1 tRNA gene is annotated in these 262 nt (G+C 46.9%); it reads right to left on the bottom strand.

The annotated features are described in order from the left end of the window. Positions 1–111: 111 nt before the first annotated feature. A tRNA-Trp gene (locus tag AB4558_RS21875) sits at positions 112–188 on the bottom strand. Positions 189–262 lie beyond the last annotated feature (74 nt).

Raw genomic sequence — 262 nt, 5'->3', positions numbered from 1 at the left:
TTAATTTTCCGGATTGGTATTAGACCGGGCTGGCGATCCAACTCCCAACATTGCTTCGTAGAAGCAACAGATGCAAAAAAGGCTCTAGCATTTCTGCTAGAGCCTTAAATATGGCAGGGGTGGAGAGATTCGAACTCCCAACACGCGGATTTGGAATCCGCTGCTCTGCCAATTGGAGCTACACCCCTAAAACTTTCATTACTTCAGATTCGAAAAAAAACCTCGCACTAGGCGAGGTTATCGAATAAGTGGCGGAGTGGAC

Source organism: Vibrio sp. 10N.222.51.C5 (genome assembly GCF_041474575.1).
Classification (GTDB): Bacteria; Pseudomonadota; Gammaproteobacteria; order Enterobacterales; family Vibrionaceae; genus Vibrio; species Vibrio crassostreae_C.
The sequence above is the reverse complement of the archived record's forward strand: the minus strand, read 5'-3'. Positions and strand labels throughout refer to the sequence as shown.